The following is an 18,411-nucleotide window of genomic DNA, read 5'->3' on the forward strand; positions in this document are numbered from 1 at the left end:
TCTTTTTAAAGGGAGGTGCGCTTGGCGAGGATCGCGCGGGCGCGCTCCAGGTCGGCGGGAGTATCGACGCCGAGCGGAACCGCGTCAACGACGGCGGCGTCGATGCGCATGCCGAAGGCCAGCGCGCGGAGCTGCTCCAACCGCTCACGCTGCTCCAGCGCCGAGGGCGGCAGGCGGACGTAGCGCTCCAGCGCGGCGCGGCGGTAGGCGTAGAGCCCGATGTGGTGGAACAGCGGCCCGTCGCCCCATGGAGCGGTGGCGCGGCTGAAATAGAGGGCGCGGCCCCGCCGGGCGCCGGGCGGCAGCTCCAGGATGGCCTTCACCACGTTGGGGTCGGTGCGCTCCTCCTCCCGGGTGATCTCGACCACCAGCGTGGCGATGTCCACCTGCGGGTCGGACAGCGGGGCGAAGGCGGCGCGCACCACCGCCGGCTCGATGGTCGGCAGATCGCCCTGTACGTTCACCACCGCGTCGTATTTCCCCTCCGGATCGAGCAGGCTGACCGCCTCGAAGATGCGGTCGGAGCCCGAGGGGTGGTCGGGCCGGGTCAGCACGGCGGTGCCGCCCGCCGCCTCCACCGCCGCGGCGATTTGCGGCTCGGCGCAGGCGACCACCACGGGGCCGATCTCCGCCTCCATGGCGCGGCGCCACACCTGCACGATCATCGGCGCCCCGCCGATGTCGGCCAGCGGCTTACCCGGCAGGCGGGTGGAGGCCATGCGGGCGGGAATCACGACGATTGGGTTTGAGGGCGGCGGGTTCGCCGTGCCCCGGGTGTCTGCGTTGGCGTTCATGTCGGCGTTCATGATGGAACGGCCCCCTGTCGCGTCGGAAAGGTGGCGCGGGTGAACCATGGATCGCCCTTTGCGTCAAGCGGTGTCACTCCAATATTCAGACGGCCAACAGTCGGAAACCCGACATTCCTGTGGCAAGGGAGGGGGCCGAAGCGGTGACAAGCCGCCGCGGTCACGCTATCGTGCGGCGGAGAACCAGCCAGTCCTGGCGACGGACCCGCGGCACGACAAAAAGGGGAAAAAGACGTTATGAGCATGGAGTGGAACAAGATTTTCGGCGCCGTGCTGCTGGCGGGTCTGATCGCCATGTTGGCCGGCTTCGCCGCGGAAGTTCTGGTGCACCCGAAGTCGCTTGAGAAACCCGCCTATGTGGTGGCCATGCCGGACGGCGCCGCTCCGGCCCCCAGCGGTGGCGCGGCCCCGTCCGGCCCCGCCGAGATCGCCCCGCTGCTCGCCAAGGCCGACGCCGCCGCCGGCCAGTCCGCGGCCAAGGCCTGCGCCGCCTGCCACAGCTTCGACAAGGGCGGCCCGAACAAGGTCGGCCCGAACCTCTACGGCATCGTCGGCGCCGCGCACGGTCATATCGACGGCTTCGCCTATTCCGATGCTATCAAGGGCAAGGCCGGCCCCTGGAACTACGACGAGCTGAACCACTTCCTCTACGACCCGAAGGCCTACGCGCCGGGCACCAAGATGACCTTCGCCGGCGTCAAGAAGGACCAGGACCGGGCGAACATCATCGCCTATCTGCGCTCCCTCTCCGACAGCCCGGCGCCGCTGCCGCAATAACTGCCGCAGCAACGCGCCTCGGTCTCATCCGGGAAAAAGGAAAAAGCCCCGCGTTCCGCAGGACGCGGGGCTTTTTCGTTCCGCCTCAAACGGAAAGCCGGCAGATTGGCCTTGCATGGGGCGGCCTTATCGCCGATATAAGGCGCGGGAGGCTGGCGGCGGACGAGTCCCTCGCCAACCCGGTCAGGTCCGGAAGGAAGCAGCCGTAACGAGTTTCGGCTCGGGTCGTTCGTCCAGTCTCCCACCCTTCCCCATAAATTCCTGCAGCGAATTGAAACGGCGACAGCCCCGTGCCGTGACGCTATTCTGCGCTCCGTCGTGAAGCCGATTACCGGGCCAGCCGCGTGACCGATACCACCGTTGCCGATATGTCCTCTTCCGTTTCCGGGACGTCCGGGGGCCTCGCCTACCGGGTTCTGGCGCGAAAATACCGTCCGAAGAGCTTTGCCGAGCTGATCGGGCAGGACGCGCTCGTCCGCACCCTGACCAACGCCATCCATTCGGGCCGCATCGCCCAGGCCTTCATGCTGACCGGCGTGCGCGGCGTGGGCAAGACAACCACCGCCCGCATCATCGCCCGCGCGCTGAACTGCACCGGGCCGGACGGCACCGGCGGGCCGACGGTGACGCCCTGCGGCGTCTGCGACAATTGCCGGGCCATCGCCGAGGACCGCCACGTCGATGTGATGGAGATGGACGCCGCCAGCCACACCGGCGTGGACGACATCCGCGAGATCATCGACGGCGTGCGCTACGCCCCCGTCTCGGCGCGCTACAAGCTCTACATCATCGACGAGGTCCACATGCTCTCCAAGAGCGCGTTCAACGCGCTTTTGAAGACGCTGGAGGAACCGCCGTCCCATGTGAAGTTCGTCTTCGCCACCACCGAGATCCGCAAGGTGCCGGTGACGGTGCTCTCGCGCTGCCAGCGCTTCGACCTGCGGCGCGTCGACGCCCAGGTGCTGAAGGAGCATTTCACCCGCATCACCGGCCTGGAGGGGGCGGGGATCGAGCCGGACGCCGCGGCCCTGATCGCGCGCGCCGCCGACGGGTCGGTGCGCGACGGGTTGTCGCTGCTCGACCAGGCCATCGCGCTGGCCGCCGGCACCGTGACCGCGCAGCAGGTGCGCGACATGCTGGGTCTGGCCGACCGCAGCAAGGTGATCGACCTGTTTGAGGCCGCCGTCTCGGCCAAGCCGGCGGAGGCGATGGACCTGCTGTCCGACCTGCACCGCGTCGGCGCCGATCCGGTGGTGATCCTCCAGGACCTTCTCGACCTCGTGCACAACCTGACGCGGCTGAAGGTCGTGCCGGACAGCGCCAACGACCCCGGCCTGCCGGAGGCAGAGCGCACCCGCGGCGCCGCCCTGTCGGCCAAGCTCGGCATGCCGGCGCTGACCCGCGCGTGGCAGCTCCTGCTGAAGGGGCTGGGCGAGGTGCAGGCGGCCCCGGTGCCGCAGCAGGCGCTGGAGATGGTCATCGTGCGGCTGTCCTACGCCGCCGACCTGCCGACTCCGGGCGATCTGATCCGCCAGTTCCAGAATTTGCAAAATGGCGGCGGGCAAGGTGGACAAGGCGGTGGCGGTTCCGCGCCGCGCGGCCCCGGCGGCGGGCCGGTGGCGGTGGGCGGCTCCGCCGTGCGCGCCGTCGCCCAGGCCCCCCAGCCGAGCCCGCAGCCGTCGCCCCAGCCCGCGCCGGCCGTCGCCGTGGCGGACGAGGAGCGCGTGGCGATGCCCCGCGACTTCCGCACGCTGGTCCAGGTCTTCGCGGAGAAGCGCGAGGGCGCGCTCTACGGCCACCTGACCGGCAGCGTCCATCTGGTGCGCCTGGAACCGGGGCGGCTGGAACTGCGGCTGACGACCCTGGCCCCGTCGACCCTGCCGAATCGCGTCGGCCAGCTGTTGACGGAATGGACCGGCCAGCGCTGGGTCGTCATCGTCTCGGACGCGCCGGGCGAGCCGACGCTGATCCAGCAGGAGCAGGCCGCTCAGAGGCGCGCGCTGGAGGAGGCGGAGGCGCATCCGGTGGTGCGCGCTGTTCTGGACGCTTTTCCCGGCGCGAAGATCACCGATGTCCGCGACCTCAAGGCAGCGGTCGAGGCCGAGCCCCAGGTTGCGGATGACGGGGAGAATCCCGACCTTATGGTCATGCAGCAGGACGACGGGGTTTATTACCCGCTCGACGATGAAGGAGATTTCTGACCCATGAAGAACCTCGGCCAGATGATGAAGCAGGCCCAGCAGATGCAGGCCAAGATGCAGGAGATGCAGGCCCGCCTGGGCGAGGTCGAGATGAGCGGCCAGTCGGGCGCCGGCATGGTCACCGTGACGGTGAACGGCAAGGGCGAGATGAAGAAGATCAAGCTCGACAAGTCGATCGTCGATCCGGAGGACATCGAGGTCCTGGAGGACCTGATCATCGCCGCCTTCAACGACGCCAAGGCCAAGGTGGAGCAGCACGTCGCCAACGAGACCCAGAATCTGATGGGCGGGATGAAGCTGCCGCCGGGCATGAAGCTGCCGTTCTGAGTGTTGAATGGCCGGGTCGAACGCGGCCCGGCCGCCCCTAAAAAACGAAGCCGTGAATGATCGGACCTGAAATCGAGCGCCTGATCCAGCTCCTGTCCAAGCTGCCGGGGTTGGGGCCTCGGTCGGCGCGGCGGGCGGCGCTGCACCTGATGAAGCGCCGCGACAGCCTGCTGGTGCCGCTGTCCGAATCCATGGCGCTCGCCGCGGAGGCCATCCGCAACTGTTCGGTCTGCGGCAACCTCGACAGCCGCGATCCCTGCTCCGTCTGTTCCGACCACAGCCGCGACCGCTCGATTATCTGCGTCGTGGAGGACGCCGGTGACCTCTGGGCGCTGGAGCGCACGCGCGCCTTCCGCGGCACCTATCACGTGCTGGGCGGCACGTTGTCGGCCTTGCAGGGGGTGGGGCCGGACGATCTGAACATCCCGTCCCTGGTGGAGCGCGCGAAGGACCTGGCGGTGACCGAGGTCATCCTGGCGCTGAACGCCACGGTCGATGGCCAGACCACCGCCCATGTGGTGACCGACCGCCTGTCCGGCAGCGGGGTCTCCGTGTCCCGTCTGGCCCACGGCGTGCCGGTGGGCGGGGAATTGGATTACCTGGACGACGGGACGCTGACCGCGGCGCTGAAGGCGCGGCGGCCTTTGTAGCAAGGTGTTGCAAAGGGAGGTCCTTGCCCCCTCCCTGACCCTCCCCCGCTTCGCAGGGGAGGGGATCAGACGTGCTTACTTCTTCTTCAGCGCGGCGACACCCGGCAGGTCCTTGCCTTCCAGCCACTCCAGGAAGGCGCCGCCGGCGGCGGAGATGTAGGTGAACTTCTCGTCCACGCCGGCATGGGCCAGCGCCGACACGGTGTCGCCGCCGCCGGCCACCGACAGCAGGCCGCCTTCCGACGTGCGCTCGGCGACGAGGCCGGCGACGGCGTTGGTGCCGGCGTCGAAGGGCTGGATCTCGAAGGCGCCCAGCGGGCCGTTCCACACCACCGTCTTCGCACCCTGGAGCTTCAGGCCGAGGAACTCGACCGTTTCGGGACCGACGTCCAGCGCCATCTCGTCGGCGCCGATGCCGTCCGCCGGAACGGCGCGGTGGGCCGCACCGGCCTTGAACTCCTTGGCGACGATGAAGTCCTTGGGCAGCAGAAGCTCGCAGTTGGCGGCCTTGGCGGTCTCCATGATGGCGCGGGCCTGATCGGCCATGTCCTTCTCGCAGAGCGAGGCGCCGACATCCACGCCCTGGGCGAAGAGGAAGGTGTTCGCCATGCCGCCGCCCAGCGCCAGCATGTCCACCTTCTTCACGAGGTTGCCGAGCAGGTCCAGCTTGGTGGAGATCTTGGCGCCGCCGACGACGGCGGCCACCGGGCGCTCCGGCTTCTCCAGCGCCTTGGTCAGCGCCTCAAGCTCGGCCTGCATCAGGCGGCCCGCGGCGGCCGGCAGGTATTGGGCGACACCTTCGGTCGAAGCGTGGGCGCGGTGCGCGGCGGAGAAGGCGTCGTTGACGTAGAGGTCGCCGAGATCGGCGATTTGCTTGGCGAAGGCCGGGTCGTTCTTTTCCTCTTCCGCGTGGAAGCGGGTGTTCTCCAGCAGAACGATGGCGCCCGGCTGCGCGCCGTCGATGGCGGCCTTGGCCTTGTCGCCGACGCAATCCTCGCCGAAGGCGACGGTCTGGCCGACGGCGGCGCTCAGCGCGTCCAGCACGTTGCGCAGCGAGTTCTTGGCGTCCGGACCGTTCTTCGGGCGGCCAAAGTGCGACAGTACCACGACCTTCGCACCCTTCTTCGCCAGCTCCGTCAGGGTCGGCGCCAGACGGTCGATGCGGGTCGTGTCGGAGACCTTGCCGTCCTGCATCGGGACGTTGAGGTCGGCACGCACCAGCACCGTCTTGCCGTTCACGTCGAGGTCGTCGATGGTGTTGAACTCGGTCATGGCTGCTGTCCCTACGGGTTGAACTTTTGCCGGGCAATCCAGCACAGGGGCGCCCGCTTTGCAACGGCCCGCGTGGGCGACCGGTTGCCCCATGCGGCGAATGGACCGGGCTCTGGGCGGGCGGGGCCGGCGATCCCATCTCTATGTCCATGAACAGGATCACCCCGCTGTCCTCCGCCCAACTGGCTCCCCGGCCGGCTCCCTGGCCGACCCCGCGGCTGGCCCCCCGGCTGGCTTATGCGGCCAGCCAGTCCGCCCGCGTCGCCTGGTTCCTCGGCCAGTACATGATGGCCGCGCGGATCGGCCGGCGGATCACCGGACCGCCGCGGACACCCCCGCCCGACGGGCGTCCGGTGCCCGGCACCCGCGCGATTTTGGAGGAACTGCGCGCCCTGCTGGCCCGCGACCTCGCCAACATCGAGGCGGGCTGCTACCGCCTGCCGCACGACCTGCTGCCCGACCCGCGCCGGCTGCTGACCGACGCCGCCGCCTTCTTCCGCGACGTGCCGGAAGTGTCGCGCCGCCGCCGCGACCATGCGGCGGTGGAGGTGCGCGCCAACCCGCCGCCCGGCAGCGCGGGACTGCCCGCCTACTACCGCCAGAACTTCCACTACCAGAGCGGCGGCTACCTGACGGAGGAGAGCGCCCGCCTCTATGACCATCAGGTGGAGGTGCTGTTCGGCGGCGGCGCCGACGCCATGCGCCGCCAAGTTCTGGTGCCGATCTTCGAGCATCTGAAAACGCGCCGCAGCGCGGACTGCCGCCTGCTCGACGTGGCCGCCGGGACGGGGCGCTTCCTGACCTTCGTGAAGGACAACCACCCGCGCCTGCCGGTGACCGCGCTCGACCTCTCCCCGGCCTATCTGCGGGAGGCGCGGCGCAACCTCGCCCCCTGGGCGCGCAGCAGCGCGCTGGTCCAGGCGACGGCCGAGGCGATCCCGCTGGCCGACCGCTCGCAGGACATCGTGACCTGCATCTACCTGTTCCACGAACTGCCGCCGAAGATCCGCGCCCAGGCCGCCGCCGAGATGGCCCGCGTGCTGAAGCCCGGCGGCATCCTGGTCTTCATGGACAGCGTGCAGTACGGCGACAACCCGATGATGGACGGGCTGATCGACCGCTTCCCGCAGTCCTTCCACGAGCCCTTCTACGCCCATTACGCCCGCGATGACCTGCCCGCCCTGTTCGCCGCCGCCGGGCTGCGCTTGCGCGAGACGTCGCTCGCCTACATGTCCAAGCTCCTGGTGCTGGAAAAGGTGGACCCCTGATTGCGGGGGCTGCAACAAAAGCGTCATGGTTCTGTAACTTGACCGTGGCTGGGGCCTGTGCAAAACGGGGACCCACCGGAAACGACGGGGCACGAATGGTGGTCGAAGCGGAGTCCAACCGGGAAACCGAGCTGAAGCTGGCCGTCAGGGCCGAAGACATGGCGAAGCTCCGGTCCTGCCCGGCGGTCGCATCCCGCGCCAAGGGAAAAGCCGGCACCAAGACCCTGGAAAGCACCTATTACGACACCGCCGACCGGCGTCTGGCCGGGCGTCTGGTGACGTTGCGCGTGCGCAAGGTTGGCAACCAGTTCCTTCAGACGGTCAAGGGCGCGCCGGAGCGCGGCGAGCTTGGCCGGGCGGAGTGGGAGCACCCGGTCGCCGGACCGGCCCCCGACCTGTCGGCCATCGAGTCGCCGGAGGCGCTGGACCTGCTGGGCTCGGTCGGCGCGGCGGAGCTTCAGCCGCTTTTCACCACGCTCATCCAGCGCACCGTGCGCGTGGTGACGATGGGCGAGGGCGAGAGTGCCAGCCGGATCGAGGTCGCCTTCGACAGCGGCGAGATCCGCGCCCCCGACGGCGCCTCCATCCCGGTGTCGGAGGTGGAGCTGGAGCTTCTCGAAGGCTCCGCCGCCACCCTCTACGATCTGGCGCTGGAGCTGGCCCAGGCCGCCCCGCTGCGGCTCGACCCGCGCACCAAGGCGGAGCGCGGCTATGCGCTGGCCGACGGCACGGCGGACAAGGTGGTCAAGGCGGGCAAGCTGGAGCTGGACCGCGACACCACGGTGGAAGGCGCGCTGGCCCGCATCCTGCGCTCCTGCATCGGCCACATGCTGGCGAACGAGGCCGTCACCCTGATCGGCGAGGACGCGGAGGGCGTCCACCAGATGCGCGTGGCGCTGCGCCGCCTGCGCTCGGCGCTCGCCCTGTTCAAGGATTTCATCCCCGCCGCGTCCTACGCCTGGCTGGTCGGCGAGGTGAAGTGGCTGGGCGGCAGCCTCGGCCCGGCGCGCGACTGGGACGTCTTCCTGGCCGAACTGCTGGAGCCGGTGAAGGACTCCTTCGACCGCGCCGACGGCCACGGCAAGCCGCTCCAGGAGGACATCGACGCGCTCGCCGCCGCGGCGCGCGCCCGCCGCGACCGCGCCTACGAGGGGGTGCGCGAGGCCATCCGGTCGGAGCGCTACACCAGCTTCCTGCTGAAGTTCGGCGCCTGGGTCGAGTCGCGGGGCTGGCGCGACCAGCCGGTCAGCGAGCATTCCGCCCGCTTGTTCGACCCGGTGGAGGATCTGGCCGACCATCTGCTGTCGCGCCGCGCCAAGAAGGCCCGCCGCGCCGGCCACGGCTTCGCGAGCCTGTCGGTGACCGAGCGGCATGAGCTGCGCATCGCCTTGAAGAAGCTGCGCTACGCGGCGGAGTTCTTCCGCAGCCTCTACGACGACAAGCCGGCCCGCCGCTACATCCAGGATCTGTCGGCCTTCCAGGACGCGCTGGGCCACCTGAACGACGTGGCGACGGCGACCCGCCTGCTGCACGAGCTGCACGACGACGGCAGCCGTCCGGAGCCGGGCGAGCCGCGCGCCGCCGGCATCGTCATCGGCTGGCACGCCCGCGGCGTGGCGGAGTCCGAGACGGCTCTCCGCGGCCTGTGGGAGGAGTTCGCCGACGCGAAAGCCTTCTGGTCAAAGCCCGACCGGGAGGGGTAATCTTCCCACCCATGCGGACCATCCTCGTCGCCAACATCAAGGGCGGTTGCGGCAAGACCACGATCGCCACCCACCTCGCCGCCGCCTGCGCCGCCGCCGGGCACAGCACGGCGCTGGCCGACGTGGACCGCCAGCGCTCCTCGCTCGGCTGGCTGGCCCGCCGCCCGGCCACGGCCTCCACCCTGATCGGGCTGGACTGGGCCAAGGACCTGTCCGACGCGCCGAAGGGCATCCGGCGTCTCGTCATCGACGCTCCGGCCGCGCTGAAGACCAAGCAGATCGAGGATCTGGTGCGGATGGCCGACGTCGTCGTCCTGCCGGTGCTGCCCAGCGCCTTCGACGAGCAGGCGACTCAGCGCTTCCTCGGCAAGCTGGAGGAGCTGAAGTCGATCGCCAGGAACCGTAAGTCGGTGGCGGTGGTCGGCAACCGCCTGCGCGCCCGCACCAAGGCGGCGGACCGGCTGGACCAGTTCCTCGGCGGGGTTGGGCACAGCGTGGTGGCCCGCCTGCGCGACAGCCAGATCTACGCCGACGCCGCGGCCTCCGGCCTCAGCCTGTTCGACCTGACCGGCAAGCGCGCCGCCGAGCACCGCGCCGACTGGGAACCGCTGCTGGCCTACATCGAAAGGGCGTGAGCGGCGACGGCGCCGTTACAGTCTGTTACGTTCGGGCATGGTGCGGGACATCAAGCGGTTACAATCCGGCCTCACTTTGGCCGCATTCCGTTCAACCCGCGAGCCGTCCCCCATGCCCTCCCTCACCTCCACCATCACCCGGCAGATCGTCACGCCGGTGACCATCGTCCTGTTCGTCGTCTCGACGGTGACGGGAATCATGCTGTTGCTGCACTGGAACGGCAATCTGGTGCGCTTCTCCCACGAATGGCTGAGCGTCGGCTTCTCCGCCATCGGCCTGTGGCATCTGGCGCGCAACTGGGCCGCCTTCCTCCAGTATTTCAAGCGCAACGTCGCCCTGTCGGCCTTCGTGGTCAGCGTCGCCGGTTCGCTGGTCTTCACGGCGATGACCGGGACCCCGGCCTCCACAGGCGGCCCCGGCGCGATGATGCGGGCGGTGGCGAACGCCCCGCTGGCGACGGTGGCGCCGGTCTTCGGGCTGGACGCCGACAAGGCCGTCCAGGCCCTCAAGGCCGCCAACATCGAGGCGCAGCCCGGCGAGTCGCTGTCGGCCATCGGCAGCCGCGCCGGCATGAACGCGGTGGGCGTGGCGAACATCCTCACCGCCGCCAAGCAGCCCAAGCCAGCTTCAAATGGGCCGGCCTCGTAACGTTTTGGAAGCGACCGCCTACACCCGCGCCACGAGGAACAGCCGCTTGAAGGGAAACAGCGTGCGGCCGTCGGGGCGCCGGGGGTAGGCGGCGTTCAGCCGGGCGCGGTAGGCCGCAAGAAAGTCGTCCAGCTCCGCGCCCGTCAGCGTGTCCAGGACGGGAAGCAGCGTCGTGCCGCGCGTCCATTCCAGCACCGGATCGTCGCCCTCCAGAACCTGGAGATACTCCGTCTCCCAGAGGTCCAGACGCCGGGTGAGCGGGGCGAGCCAGCCATAATAGGTCTCGGGCGCATGTACCGGGGCGGTGCGCAGGACCGGCGCCAGCCGCTCGGCCCAGGGGCCGTCCGCCGCCGTCTCGTAGAGCAGGCGGTGCGAGGGCGCTTCGAAGTTGCGGGGCATCTGCACGGCCAGAACCCCGCCGGGGGCCAGCGCCCGCAGCAGGTCCGGGAACAGCCGCTCGTGCCCGTCCAGCCAGTGCAAAGCGGCGTTGGAGATCAGCAGATCGACTGGCCGATCGGGGCGCCAGACGCGCAGGTCGGCCTGGAGCCAGCGCACGCGGGACGGCGTGGTCCGCGCGCGTTCCAGCATGGCGAGGGAATTGTCCACCCCCAGCACCTCGGCCTCCGGCCAGCGTTCGGCCAGCAGGCGGGCGAGCTGCCCGGCCCCGCAGCCGAGATCGACCACCGTCCGCGGAGTCGAGGAGGGCAGGGCCGCCACGAGGTCGTGGGCCGGGCGGCGGCGCCAGGACTCGAACCGTGCGTATTGTTCGGGGTCCCACGGCATGCCCGGCCTCCACCGGTTGAAGGGGTTTGGGGGTTATTCCTGCTCGCGCTGGCGGGCGATCCGCTCGTCCATCTGGTTGTAGTGCTTCGTGACCATCATGAAGATCGTCCCGATGCAGCCGATGGCCAGCAGCCAGCCGCCGTAATAGAACGCCGTGTCCGCCGCGCGCGACGCCGCCAGCAGGCCGATGAACGCCATGAAGCCCAGGACACCCCCGGTGATCCACTTGCCCGTGCCTTCCAAAGTCCCGTTCCCTTCCTTCGCTGCCGGTCCCGCGCGGGGCGTCCGCCCGGCGGGATGCCGACGGGTTGACCGTGCCGCGAATTCTGGTGGAGCGGGCGCCGGAAATCAATGCGGGATGGGCGAATCCGATGTGGGCATTTCGCCCAGGCGGGCGGCCCCCTCCACCACGATCCCCGGGGGAAGCTCCAGCGCGAAGACGGTGCCCGCCGCGGTGCTCTCCACCAGCCTCAGGTCGCCGCCATGGGCGCGCAGCACCTCCCGCGCGATGGCGAGGCCCAGCCCGACGCCGCCCGCCCGCGCGGAGCCGGCGAAGGGCTGGAACAGGTTGTCCCGCGCCCGCGGCGGCAGGCCCGGCCCGTCGTCGGCGACCAGCAGGACCAGCCCGCCGCCGGGCCGCCTCTCCGCCGTCACCGTCACCGCCGCGGCCCCCGCCTGCACCGCGTTGCGCCCCAGATTGACCAGCGCGCGGGAGAGCTGGGCGGCGTCGGCGTGGACGGTCAGCCCCTCCGGCACCCGGTTGTTCCAGCGCAGTTCCGCCCGCTCCCCATCCGGGCGCAGGGCGGCCAGCGCCTCGGCCCCGGCCTCCTCGACCAGCGGACGCAGCGGCACCTCGGTCTGCGCCAGGGGCAGCAGGCCGTCGCGGGTGTAGGTCATCGTCTGGCCGCACAGCTCCACCGCCCGGTCGATGGAGGCCATCAGCCGCGGCGTGACCCGCCGGACCTCCGGATCGGCGCTCTCGGCCAGCCGTTCCGACAGCAGGGCGGCGGTGGACAGGATGGCGCGCAGGTCGTGGTTGATCTTGGCGACCGCGGTGCCCAGCGCGGCCAGCCGCTCGCGCTGGCGCAGCGCGCTGCGGATGGTGGCCTGCATGTCGGCCAGCTCGCGCTCCGCCACGCCGATCTCGTCGGTGCGGGCGCTCGGCTGGAAGGGCGGCGTGCCGTCGGGGTCGCGGCGGATGGCGACCAGCCCCTCGGTCAGGCGGCGCATCGGCCGCACCAGCAGCCGGGTCAGCGAGACGAAGACCAGAACCGCCGCGATCAGCGAGATCGCCACCGACAGCGCCAGGATGCGGCCCGAGAAGTCGATCATCGCCCGGATCATCGGCCGCTCGTCGATCACCATCTCGACCTGGAAGGCGGGGTCCTTGGGCGACGGCCCGATCACCCGGATCACCCGGTCGCGCCGCTGGGCCAGCGCCATGAAGGCGTCGGCGGTCAGCCGCGGCGCCATGGTGGAGCGCAGGTCGAAGACGGCGTCCACCGTCGGCGGCATGGAGCGGGACAGCATGTAGACGCGGCTGTCCGGCCGGATCAGCTCCACCGCGTGGGCACCGACATGGGCCAGCAGCTCGTTCTGAAGCTCCATCGCCACCATCATGTCCGGCGTCGCCTCCACCGACAGGGCGGCGAGATGGGCGGCGGCCAGCCGCTCCTCCAGATAGGTCAGGCGGTAGCGCGCGATGGACGGCGTGTAGATCAGCACCTCGGCCAGCAGGACGAACAGCACGGTCAGCACCAGCAGCTTGGCCGACAGGCTGCGCGTCACGGAGGGCAGGGGCATGAGCGGTGTCCGGGGGCAGGGTCCGGGGGAAGGGATGCCGGAGGATAGGGCAGGATGCCGCCGCAGACCAGTTGCCGGACCTTATTATCCCTCTCCCGCACCGGGGGAGGGGATTCGAGCGCTCCCCTCTGGCGCGCCACTCCCAAGATTGGTAGTAGAACCGGCATGAGCGACCTTGCCCGTCACATCGACTCCCTGTCCCGCGCCAGCGTGCTGTGCGTCGGCGACGTCATGCTCGACCGATTCATCTACGGGTCGGTCGACCGCGTGTCCCCCGAAGCGCCGATCCCCGTGCTGCGGATCGAGCGCGAGACGGCTATGCTCGGCGGCGCCGGCAACGTGGCCGCCAACGTCATGGCGCTGGGCGCCGGCTGCCGCTTCGTGTCGGTGGTGGGCGAGGACGCGGCGGGGCTGGAGCTGGTCCGCCTCGTGGCGAAGGAGACGGGCGACGGCGGCGGGCTGGTCGCCGAGCCGGGGCGCCAGACCACCGTCAAGACGCGCTTCATCGGCGGGCGCCAGCAGCTGCTGCGCGCCGACGCCGAAACCATCGCCGCCATCGGGTCGGAGGAGGAGGTGATGGTCGCCGCCCGCACCGGCCTGCTGACGGTGGGTGCGGTGATCCTCTCCGACTATGGCAAGGGCGTGCTGACCGACGCTCTGGTGGCGCAGCTCATCCAGGCGGCGCGGGAGGCCGGGCTGCCGGTGGTGGTCGATCCCAAGGGCGACGATTTCGGGCGCTACCGTGGGGCCAGCGTGATCACCCCCAACCGCAAGGAGCTGATCCAGGCGACGGGGATGCCCGCCGACAGCGACGCCGAAGTCGAGGCCGCCTGCCGCTTCCTGCTGGACAGCTGTGGCATCGACGCGGTGGTCGCCACGCGCAGCGAGCGCGGCATGTCTGTGGTCACCCGCGACGGCGCCACCCATCTGCCGGCCAACGCGCGCGAGGTCTTCGACGTCTCGGGCGCCGGCGACACGGTGGTGGCGACGCTGACCTCCGCCCTGTCGGTGGGGGTGGAGCTGACCGATGCGGCGCGGCTGGCCAATCTGGCCGCCGGGATCGTGGTGGGTAAGGTCGGCACCGCGGTGGTCCGCGCGCCGGAGTTGCTGTCCGCGCTGCACGAGCAGGAATGGCGCAGCGGCGAGGAGAAGGTCGACACGCTGGAGCAGGCCGTGGAGCGGGCCGAGCGCTGGCGCGCCCGCGGCAAGCGGGTGGGCTTCACCAACGGCTGCTTCGACCTGCTGCACCCCGGCCACATCGCGTTGCTGAACCAAGCCAAGGCGGCCTGCGACGTGCTGGTGGTGGGACTGAACAGCGACGCCTCGGTGAAGCGGCTGAAGGGCGAGACGCGCCCGGTGCAGACCGAGACGGCGCGGGCGACGGTGCTCGCCTCGCTGGCCTGCGTCGATCTGGTGGTGATCTTCGGCGAGGACACGCCGGAGGAGCTGATCCGCGCCCTGCGCCCCGACGTGCTGGTGAAGGGGGCGGACTACACCGTCGCCACGGTGGTCGGTGCCGGATTCGTGCAGAGCTACGGCGGCAAGGTCGTGCTGGCCGACCTTGTGGACGGCCAGAGCACGACCAACACAATCAGGCGCATGCAGCGCTGAATTCGGGCGTTGACCGCCCCGGCTTGCGGCCGGGGCGTCCACGCCACGCGATCACATTTTCTTCTGGACGCTGTCCGACGAGCGCTCCACGGCGCGGCCGCCGGCCTGCACGTCCTGGCCCATGCCTTCGACGGTGTTGCAGGCGGCGAGGCTGGTGGTCAGGGCGGCGCCCAGGGCGGCGAAAAGGACGAGCTTCTTCAGGCTACGCATGGCATTTTCCTCTTGAGGTCGAAAACAATCGCCTGAAAAACGCGAGAAACCAGCCAAAGGTTTCCGAAGCCTCACCGTGCGGAAGGACAGTTCTCCACACTCAAACGGATAGGGGGAGGGCGCGCATGTTCGAAGGGTTCACCCGCCACCGCATCGCCGCCGACGGCGCCGAGATCCACACGCTGGTCGGGGGCGAGGGGCCGCCGCTCCTTCTGCTTCATGGCTTTCCGCAGTGCCACGCCCTGTGGAACCGGGTCGCGCCGCGGCTGGCCGAGCGCTTCACCGTGGTGCTGACCGACCTGCGGGGGTACGGCCAATCGTCGAAGCCGCCGGGCGATCCCGCGCACGAGACTTACTGCAAACGCACCAACGCGCGCGATCAGGTGGCGGTGATGGCCGCGCTCGGATTCGACCGCTTCCGGCTGGCCGGACACGACCGCGGCGCGCGGGTGGCCCACCGGCTCGTCCTCGACCATCCCGACCGGGTCGAGCGCGCGGCCTTCCTGGACGTGGTGCCGACGTTGGAGGTCTTCGCCCGCATCGACCAGCGCATGGCGACGGCCTACTACCACTGGTTTTTCCTGATCCAGCCGAACCGTCTGGCGGAACGGCTGATCGGGGCGGACCCCGACTTCTATCTGGGGCAGGTGCTCGGCTCCATCGGCAGCAGCGCCGACATCTTCGAGCCGGAGGCGATGGAGGCCTACCGTACCGCCTTCCGCGACCCCGCCACCGTCCATGCCATGTGCGAGGACTACCGCGCCGCGGCCGGCATCGACCTGGAGCACGACCGCGAGGACCGCGCGGCGGGCCGCAAGGTGGCCTGCCCCGCCCTGTTCCTGTGGGGCCGCAACAGCGCGGTCGGGCGCCTCTACGACGACCCGCTGGGCATCTGGCGCGGCTACGCCCCGGCCATCGAGGGTCATGTGATGCCCGCCGGCCACTTCATCCCCGAGGAGGCGCCGGAGGAGACGGCGCAGGCGTTGCTGGATTTCTTTGCGGGGTGATTCTCACGCGGCGTGTCGCGCAGCCGTCTCTTTGCGGAAGCCCGATCCCCTTTCGGGCGCTTCATGGAGAAGGGACGCCGCCATGCGCTGCCAGGAGTTTCTGGATAATATTAAAACCTGTTTCGAGAGAGGATTTATTGATTACTCAAAGTTCAGAGAAATTGCCGCGGGTGAAAGTATATCGGGCGGGTGGGAGGTCTGGTTACAGCTTGAAATTGCGTATGGATTCTTGAAAATTGCCAGCGAGAGGGGTTATGCTTCGAAATGTTCACGGGAAGAAGCCTATCCTTCTCAGGACATTAAAAAAGTTAAAAAAGAGATCGATGGGAAAATGAATGAAGAAACATATGAGGCGAATGAAATAAAACCGTATATCAGTACAACGGGTCCCGTCCGCGACAAAAGCTCTGCCGCGCGCGCGGATTTTCTGATAAAACGGAACATGGGGATTTTTGTCACGGATGATACTTATGTTGAGCTGAAATGCATTAATCAATCACATACCAATCCAGTTGGGAACGCTTGGGGGCGTTTCGAGGGCGACATCATCAAACAGACGGATCTTCTTCGCTTCAACTCTACCCTGAACTGCATATCGGTCCTCGTGTCGTGTGGATATTTTACGGAAGAAGAAGTTCGAGGGGATGAAGCTGAGCTTCGCTGGTTTTGGGAGGCGGGGAAGCGCGACGCCTATGTCTACGACATGAGAAATGAGCGCGTCAGCACACTTAAGGATGTTCGGGTGGACCGTGAGTACCGACCGTTCTTTATCGCTGTCGCAATCAATAATCTACCGGAGTACAGGGGGGCCACTTTCACCCCTGAACTGTGGAGCAAGCCGTTGTCGAACGAAGGTGGGGGAGTATAAGGATCCAGGAATGACCTTCAGGATGGTCCGGCGCCTCAGGTCCCTGGGCGACAGCATCCAGGCCTTGCGTCCGCCGTTGATCCGGGATTTCAGTGCCGGTCCGCTCCTCCGTGCAAAACTCCATGACCCGCTCGACTCCGGCGCGGTTGTACCCGTTCCGGCCTCATGTCAGCACGGGCTCCGGCTGTTCCCATGCCGGTCTTTCAACCCGGCATCCCTCCCCCCGGACGAACTGTCCCGTTGCCAGTTGGCGTGAGCGGCGGCATAAATCGGCGCGCGGCCCTCCCCGCTGGACGGGAAGGCTTTTGGCAAACACAAAAATGGCGGAAGGAAAGCCCCCAATGGCTGAAAGCACTTTCGACGTCGTCGTGGTCGGCGGCGGTCCCGGCGGGTATGTCTGCGCGATCCGTGCGGCGCAGCTCGGTTTCAAGGTCGCCTGCGTCGAGAAGCGCAGCGCGCTGGGCGGCACCTGCCTGAATGTCGGCTGCATCCCCTCCAAGGCGCTGCTCGCCGCGTCGGAGAAGTTTGAGGAGGCCAAGCACGGCCTCGCCAAGTTCGGCATCAAGGTCGGCGGCGTGGAGCTGGACCTGCCGGGCATGCTGTCCCACAAGGACAAGGTCGTCAAAGAGAACACCGGCGGCATCGAGTTCCTGTTCAAGAAGAACAAGATCGCCTGGCTGAAGGGTGCGGGCCGCATCACCGCCCCGAACACCGTCGAGGTCGAGGGCGTCGGCACCGTCACGGCGTCCAAGGCCATCGTCATCGCCACCGGCTCGGAAGTCACCCCGCTGCCGGGCATCGAGATCGACGAGCAGAAGATCGTCTCCTCCACCGGCGCCCTGGAGCTGCCGGAGGTGCCGAAGCGCCTCGTCGTCATCGGCGGCGGCGTGATCGGTCTGGAGCTGGGCTCGGTCTGGGGCCGCCTCGGCGCCGAGGTCACGGTCGTGGAGTTCCTGGACCGCATCCTGCCGACCATGGACGGCGAGGTGTCCAAGCAGATGCAGCGCATCCTCGGCAAGCAAGGCATGACCTTCAAGCTCGGTTCCAAGGTCACCGGCGCCAAGGTCACCAACACCGGCGTCACCCTGTCGGTCGAGCCCGCCGCCGGCGGCACCGCCGAGGAGATCGAGGCCGACGTCGTGCTGGTCGCCATCGGCCGCCGCGCCTTCACCAACGGGCTGGGCCTCGACGCCGTCGGCGTGGAGATGGACAACCGCGGCCGCGTGAAGATCGGCACGCATTTCGAGACCAATGTGCCGGGCATCTACGCCATCGGCGACGTGGTCGAAGGCCCGATGCTGGCCCACAAGGCCGAGGAGGAGGGCGTCGCTCTCGCCGAGCTGCTGGCCGGCCAGGCGGGCCACGTCAACCACGACCTCGTCCCCGGCGTCGTCTACACTTGGCCGGAAGTGGCCGCGGTCGGCAAGACCGAGGAGGAGCTGAAGGCCGCCGGCACCGCCTACAAGACGGGCAAGTTCCCCTTCACCGCCAACGGCCGCGCCCGCGCCAGCGGCACGACCGACGGCTTCGTGAAGATCCTGGCTGACGCGCGCACCGACAAGGTGCTGGGCGTCCACATGGTCGGCCCGAACGTGTCGGAGATGGTGGCCGAGCTGGCCGTGGCGATGGAGTTCAGCGCGTCCGCCGAGGATATCGCCCGCACCTGCCACGCCCACCCGACCCTGTCGGAAGTGACCAAGGAAGCCGCTCTCGCCGTGGACGGCCGCGCCCTGCACATCTAAGGCGCGTCTATCTCCTCTCCCTTCCCTGCGAAGCGGGGGAACCCTTCTCTCCCTCCCCCGCCCAGCGGGGGAGGGCCGGGGAGGGGGCAACATCCCTCC

General features: G+C 69.1%; 18 protein-coding genes and 1 other RNA gene. 13 read left to right on the forward strand and 6 right to left on the reverse strand.

Translation table 11 applies throughout. The annotated features are described in order from the left end of the window. Positions 1-5: 5 nt before the first annotated feature. Entirely contained in the window at positions 6-794 is a 789-nt protein-coding gene (locus AC1DVI_RS12375; protein ID WP_476958288.1) for a 3-deoxy-manno-octulosonate cytidylyltransferase, read from the reverse strand. Between the two features lie 249 nt (positions 795-1,043). On the opposite strand from AC1DVI_RS12375, the gene AC1DVI_RS12380 reads away from it, so the two are divergent. The 5 genes from AC1DVI_RS12380 (at position 1,044) to recR (ending at position 4,761) form a co-directional block, all read left to right on the forward strand. Continuing rightward, positions 1,044-1,583, forward strand: a complete 540-nt coding sequence (locus AC1DVI_RS12380) for a c-type cytochrome (RefSeq protein ID WP_476958216.1) — start codon at positions 1,044-1,046, stop codon at positions 1,581-1,583. 147 nt (positions 1,584-1,730) lie between these two features. Continuing rightward, an RNA gene (ffs, locus tag AC1DVI_RS12385) (signal recognition particle sRNA small type) lies at positions 1,731-1,828 on the forward strand. A 99-nt stretch (positions 1,829-1,927) separates the two neighbouring features. Continuing rightward, positions 1,928-3,784: a DNA polymerase III subunit gamma/tau gene (locus AC1DVI_RS12390; RefSeq protein WP_476958217.1), complete on the forward strand. Its 1,857-nt coding sequence runs from the start codon at positions 1,928-1,930 to the stop codon at positions 3,782-3,784. 3 nt (positions 3,785-3,787) lie between these two features. Then, the gene (locus AC1DVI_RS12395; RefSeq protein WP_476958218.1) at positions 3,788-4,111 is read left to right on the forward strand and encodes a YbaB/EbfC family nucleoid-associated protein; all 324 of its coding nucleotides are present in this window, start codon (positions 3,788-3,790) and stop codon (positions 4,109-4,111) included. A gap of 56 nt (positions 4,112-4,167) precedes the next feature. Beyond that, positions 4,168-4,761 carry a recombination mediator RecR gene (recR, locus tag AC1DVI_RS12400; protein WP_476958219.1) on the forward strand — a complete coding sequence of 198 codons (594 nt, stop codon included), beginning with the start codon at positions 4,168-4,170 and terminating at the stop codon, positions 4,759-4,761. Positions 4,762-4,836: 75 nt separating this feature from the next. Here recR and AC1DVI_RS12405 read toward each other — a convergent pair whose 3' ends face one another. Then, positions 4,837-6,033, reverse strand: a complete 1,197-nt coding sequence (locus AC1DVI_RS12405; protein ID WP_476958220.1) for a phosphoglycerate kinase — start codon at positions 6,031-6,033, stop codon at positions 4,837-4,839. Positions 6,034-6,176: 143 nt separating this feature from the next. Here AC1DVI_RS12405 and AC1DVI_RS12410 point away from each other — a divergent pair, with 143 nt between their 5' ends. From AC1DVI_RS12410 to AC1DVI_RS12425, 4 genes are all read left to right on the forward strand, one after another. Further along, entirely contained in the window at positions 6,177-7,301 is a 1,125-nt protein-coding gene (locus AC1DVI_RS12410) for a class I SAM-dependent methyltransferase (RefSeq protein ID WP_476958221.1), read from the forward strand. A 95-nt stretch (positions 7,302-7,396) separates the two neighbouring features. Then, on the forward strand, positions 7,397-9,004 hold the full coding sequence (locus AC1DVI_RS12415) for a CYTH and CHAD domain-containing protein (protein WP_476958222.1): 1,608 nt from the start codon (positions 7,397-7,399) through the stop codon (positions 9,002-9,004). Between the two features lie 11 nt (positions 9,005-9,015). Beyond that, positions 9,016-9,639 (forward strand): nucleotide-binding protein, encoded by a 624-nt coding sequence (locus AC1DVI_RS12420; protein WP_476958223.1) that lies wholly within the window; start codon positions 9,016-9,018, stop codon positions 9,637-9,639. A 112-nt stretch (positions 9,640-9,751) separates the two neighbouring features. Then, the gene (locus AC1DVI_RS12425; RefSeq protein WP_476958224.1) at positions 9,752-10,288 is read left to right on the forward strand and encodes a DUF4405 domain-containing protein; all 537 of its coding nucleotides are present in this window, start codon (positions 9,752-9,754) and stop codon (positions 10,286-10,288) included. Positions 10,289-10,306: 18 nt separating this feature from the next. Here the strand turns inward: AC1DVI_RS12425 and AC1DVI_RS12430 are convergent, their stop codons facing one another. The 3 genes from AC1DVI_RS12430 to AC1DVI_RS12440 form a co-directional block, all read right to left on the reverse strand. Then, positions 10,307-11,071 (reverse strand): methyltransferase domain-containing protein, encoded by a 765-nt coding sequence (locus AC1DVI_RS12430; RefSeq protein ID WP_476958225.1) that lies wholly within the window; start codon positions 11,069-11,071, stop codon positions 10,307-10,309. A gap of 33 nt (positions 11,072-11,104) precedes the next feature. Further along, positions 11,105-11,269: a hypothetical protein gene (locus AC1DVI_RS12435; RefSeq protein ID WP_162801091.1), complete on the reverse strand. Its 165-nt coding sequence runs from the start codon at positions 11,267-11,269 to the stop codon at positions 11,105-11,107. Between the two features lie 150 nt (positions 11,270-11,419). Then, complete coding sequence (locus tag AC1DVI_RS12440; RefSeq protein ID WP_476958226.1) at positions 11,420-12,874, reverse strand: sensor histidine kinase; 1,455 nt, start codon at positions 12,872-12,874, stop codon at positions 11,420-11,422. Between the two features lie 165 nt (positions 12,875-13,039). Here AC1DVI_RS12440 and rfaE1 point away from each other — a divergent pair, with 165 nt between their 5' ends. After that, complete coding sequence (rfaE1, locus tag AC1DVI_RS12445) at positions 13,040-14,485, forward strand: D-glycero-beta-D-manno-heptose-7-phosphate kinase (protein ID WP_476958227.1); 1,446 nt, start codon at positions 13,040-13,042, stop codon at positions 14,483-14,485. A 51-nt stretch (positions 14,486-14,536) separates the two neighbouring features. On the opposite strand, the gene AC1DVI_RS12450 is transcribed toward rfaE1, so the two are convergent. Beyond that, a complete protein-coding gene (locus tag AC1DVI_RS12450; RefSeq protein ID WP_038526216.1) occupies positions 14,537-14,695 on the reverse strand; it encodes an entericidin A/B family lipoprotein in 159 nt (52 codons plus the stop codon). Between the two features lie 125 nt (positions 14,696-14,820). Here AC1DVI_RS12450 and AC1DVI_RS12455 point away from each other — a divergent pair, with 125 nt between their 5' ends. The 3 genes from AC1DVI_RS12455 (at position 14,821) to lpdA (ending at position 18,312) form a co-directional block, all read left to right on the forward strand. Continuing rightward, positions 14,821-15,702, forward strand: a complete 882-nt coding sequence (locus AC1DVI_RS12455; protein WP_476958228.1) for an alpha/beta fold hydrolase — start codon at positions 14,821-14,823, stop codon at positions 15,700-15,702. An 82-nt stretch (positions 15,703-15,784) separates the two neighbouring features. Beyond that, positions 15,785-16,570 (forward strand): hypothetical protein, encoded by a 786-nt coding sequence (locus tag AC1DVI_RS12460; protein ID WP_476958229.1) that lies wholly within the window; start codon positions 15,785-15,787, stop codon positions 16,568-16,570. Between the two features lie 341 nt (positions 16,571-16,911). Next, entirely contained in the window at positions 16,912-18,312 is a 1,401-nt protein-coding gene (lpdA, locus tag AC1DVI_RS12465; RefSeq protein WP_476958230.1) for a dihydrolipoyl dehydrogenase, read from the forward strand. Positions 18,313-18,411: the final 99 nt, after the last annotated feature.

This window comes from Azospirillum sp. P4_B5 (assembly GCF_056402275.1).

Coding starts and splice junctions, on each gene's coding strand:
- lpdA (WP_476958230.1), top strand. CDS start 16,912: ATGGCTGAAAGCACTTTCGACGTCGTCGTGGTCGGCGGCGGTCCCGGC.
- AC1DVI_RS12440 (WP_476958226.1), bottom strand. CDS start 12,874: ATGCCCCTGCCCTCCGTGACGCGCAGCCTGTCGGCCAAGCTGCTGGTG.
- AC1DVI_RS12435 (WP_162801091.1), bottom strand. CDS start 11,269: ATGGCGTTCATCGGCCTGCTGGCGGCGTCGCGCGCGGCGGACACGGCG.
- AC1DVI_RS12460 (WP_476958229.1), top strand. CDS start 15,785: ATGCGCTGCCAGGAGTTTCTGGATAATATTAAAACCTGTTTCGAGAGA.
- AC1DVI_RS12425 (WP_476958224.1), top strand. CDS start 9,752: ATGCCCTCCCTCACCTCCACCATCACCCGGCAGATCGTCACGCCGGTG.
- AC1DVI_RS12380 (WP_476958216.1), top strand. CDS start 1,044: ATGAGCATGGAGTGGAACAAGATTTTCGGCGCCGTGCTGCTGGCGGGT.
- AC1DVI_RS12405 (WP_476958220.1), bottom strand. CDS start 6,033: ATGACCGAGTTCAACACCATCGACGACCTCGACGTGAACGGCAAGACG.
- AC1DVI_RS12410 (WP_476958221.1), top strand. CDS start 6,177: ATGTCCATGAACAGGATCACCCCGCTGTCCTCCGCCCAACTGGCTCCC.
- rfaE1 (WP_476958227.1), top strand. CDS start 13,040: ATGAGCGACCTTGCCCGTCACATCGACTCCCTGTCCCGCGCCAGCGTG.
- AC1DVI_RS12415 (WP_476958222.1), top strand. CDS start 7,397: ATGGTGGTCGAAGCGGAGTCCAACCGGGAAACCGAGCTGAAGCTGGCC.
- AC1DVI_RS12395 (WP_476958218.1), top strand. CDS start 3,788: ATGAAGAACCTCGGCCAGATGATGAAGCAGGCCCAGCAGATGCAGGCC.
- AC1DVI_RS12430 (WP_476958225.1), bottom strand. CDS start 11,071: ATGCCGTGGGACCCCGAACAATACGCACGGTTCGAGTCCTGGCGCCGC.
- AC1DVI_RS12455 (WP_476958228.1), top strand. CDS start 14,821: ATGTTCGAAGGGTTCACCCGCCACCGCATCGCCGCCGACGGCGCCGAG.
- AC1DVI_RS12450 (WP_038526216.1), bottom strand. CDS start 14,695: ATGCGTAGCCTGAAGAAGCTCGTCCTTTTCGCCGCCCTGGGCGCCGCC.
- AC1DVI_RS12375 (WP_476958288.1), bottom strand. CDS start 794: ATGAACGCCAACGCAGACACCCGGGGCACGGCGAACCCGCCGCCCTCA.
- recR (WP_476958219.1), top strand. CDS start 4,168: ATGATCGGACCTGAAATCGAGCGCCTGATCCAGCTCCTGTCCAAGCTG.
- AC1DVI_RS12420 (WP_476958223.1), top strand. CDS start 9,016: ATGCGGACCATCCTCGTCGCCAACATCAAGGGCGGTTGCGGCAAGACC.